Raw genomic sequence first — 2,638 nt, forward strand, 5'->3', positions numbered from 1 at the left:
CCGTGTTAAATGGGAGAGGTATCACTAAGCTGAATAAAATAGGCTTTGGTGAGGCGAACCCGGAGAACTGAAACATCTCAGTACCCGGAGGAAAAGACATCAACCGAGATTCCGTTAGTAGTGGCGAGCGAACGCGGACCAGGCCAGTGCCTGGTGCTTAGTTAACAGAAGTGTCTGGAAAGGCACGCCATAGCGGGTGATAGCCCCGTATGTGAAAGCAAAGCATCAGGACTCGAGTAGGGCGGAGCACGTGAAACTCTGTCTGAACATGGGGGGACCACCCTCCAAGCCTAAATACTCGTACATGACCGATAGTGAACCAGTACCGTGAGGGAAAGGTGAAAAGCACCCCGATGAGGGGAGTGAAACAGTACCTGAAACCGGATGCCTACAAGCAGTGGGAGGGTCCTTGAGACCTGACCGCGTACCTCTTGCATAATGGGTCTGTGACTTAGTGTATCAAGCAAGCTTAAGCCGTTAGGTGTAGGCGCAGCGAAAGCGAGTCTGAATAGGGCGACTTCAGTTTGATGCATTAGACCCGAAACCCGGCGATCTATGCATGACCAGGTTGAAGGTGCGGTAACACGCACTGGAGGACCGAACCGTTCAATGTTGAAAAATTGTCGGATGAGTTGTGCTTAGGGGTGAAAGGCCAATCAAGCCGGGAAATAGCTGGTTCTCCGCGAAATCTATTGAGGTAGAGCGTCGGATGATTGCCGTTGGGGGTAGAGCACTGGATGGTTGCGGGGGTCGCGAGATCTACCAACACTAACCAAACTCCGAATACCAACGAGTCTAGTCCGGCAGACAGACGGCGGGTGCTAAGGTCCGTCGTCAAAAGGGAAACAGCCCTAACCTACAGCTAAGGTCCCCAAGTCATCACTAAGTGGGAAAGCATGTGGGATTTCCAAAACAACCAGGAGGTTGGCTTAGAAGCAGCCATCCTTTAAAGAAAGCGTAACAGCTCACTGGTCTAAATAAGAGATCCTGCGGCGAAGATGTAACGGGGCTAAAGTGATGCACCGAAGCTTAGGGTGTGATCGTTTACGATCACGCGGTAGCGGAGCGTTCCGTAGGCCGTTGAAGCGATCTGGTAATGGGTCGTGGAGGTATCGGAAGTGCGAATGCAGACATGAGTAGCGATTAACAGTGTGAGATGCACTGTCGCCGAAATTCCAAGGGTTCCTGCTTAAAGCTAATCTGAGCAGGGTAAGCCGGCCCCTAAGACGAGCCCGAAGGGGGTAGTCGATGGGAACCACGTTAATATTCGTGGGCCTGGAGGTGTGTGACGGATGGTGTAAATGGTCTGGGCTTATTGGATTGCTCCAGGCTGTGAAATCGTCCCAGGAAATAGCCCCTCCGTATAGACCGTACCCTAAACCGACACAGGTGGAATGGTAGAGTATACCAAGGCGTTTGAGAGAAGTATCCTGAAGGAACTCGGCAAATTGCCTCCGTACCTTCGGAAGAAGGAGGCCCCATATAAGCGCAAGCTCTTATGGGGGGCACAGGCCAGGGGGTAGCGACTGTTTAGCAAAAACACAGGGCTCTGCTAAGTCGGCTTCAAGACGACGTATAGGGCCTGACGCCTGCCCGGTGCCTGAAGGTTAAGAGGAGGTGTGCAAGCACTGAATTGAAGCCCAGGTAAACGGCGGCCGTAACTATAACGGTCCTAAGGTAGCGAAATTCCTTGTCGGGTAAGTTCCGACCTGCACGAATGGCGTAACGACTTCCCCACTGTCTCCAGGATATGCTCAGCGAAATTGAATTCTCCGTGAAGATGCGGAGTACCCGCGGTTAGACGGAAAGACCCCGTGCACCTTTACTGCAACTTCAGAGTGGCATTAGGAAAGAGCTGTGTAGCATAGGTGGGAGGCTTTGAAGCATCGACGCCAGTTGATGTGGAGCCATAGGTGAAATACCACCCTGCTGTTTTCTGATGTCTAACCTCGTACCGTTATCCGGTACAGGGACCCTCTGTGGTGGGTAGTTTGACTGGGGCGGTCGCCTCCTAAAGAGTAACGGAGGCGCGCGATGGTGGGCTCAGGACGGTTGGAAACCGTCTGTTAGAGTGCAATGGCATAAGCCCGCCTGACTGCGAGACTGACAAGTCGAGCAGAGACGAAAGTCGGTCATAGTGATCCGGTGGTCCCTCGTGGAAGGGCCATCGCTCAACGGATAAAAGGTACGCCGGGGATAACAGGCTGATGATTCCCAAGAGCTCATATCGACGGAATCGTTTGGCACCTCGATGTCGGCTCATCACATCCTGGGGCTGGAGCAGGTCCCAAGGGTTTGGCTGTTCGCCAATTAAAGTGGTACGTGAGCTGGGTTCAGAACGTCGCGAGACAGTTTGGTCCCTATCTGCCGTGGGCGTCGAAATTTGAGAGGAGTTGACCCTAGTACGAGAGGACCGGGTTGAACATACCTCTGGTGTACCAGTCGTTCCGCCAGGAGCGCAGCTGGGTAGCTATGTATGGACGGGATAACCGCTGAAAGCATCTAAGCGGGAAGCCTCCCTCGAGATAAGATTTCATCGAGCCGTCGTAGACCACGACGTTGATAGGCTGGATGTGGAAGTGGAGTAATCCATGAAGCTAACCAGTCCTAATTGCTCTGTTCGCGCTTAAACGGTTCA

Annotated in this window: 1 rRNA gene; it reads left to right on the top strand. The window is 53.0% G+C overall.

The features are described 5' to 3' along the window. Positions 1-2,630, top strand: a 23S ribosomal RNA gene (locus tag IL54_RS25750); the annotation flags it as partial. Positions 2,631-2,638: the final 8 nt, after the last annotated feature.

Source organism: Sphingobium sp. ba1 (assembly GCF_000743655.1).
GTDB lineage: Bacteria > Pseudomonadota > Alphaproteobacteria > Sphingomonadales > Sphingomonadaceae > Sphingobium.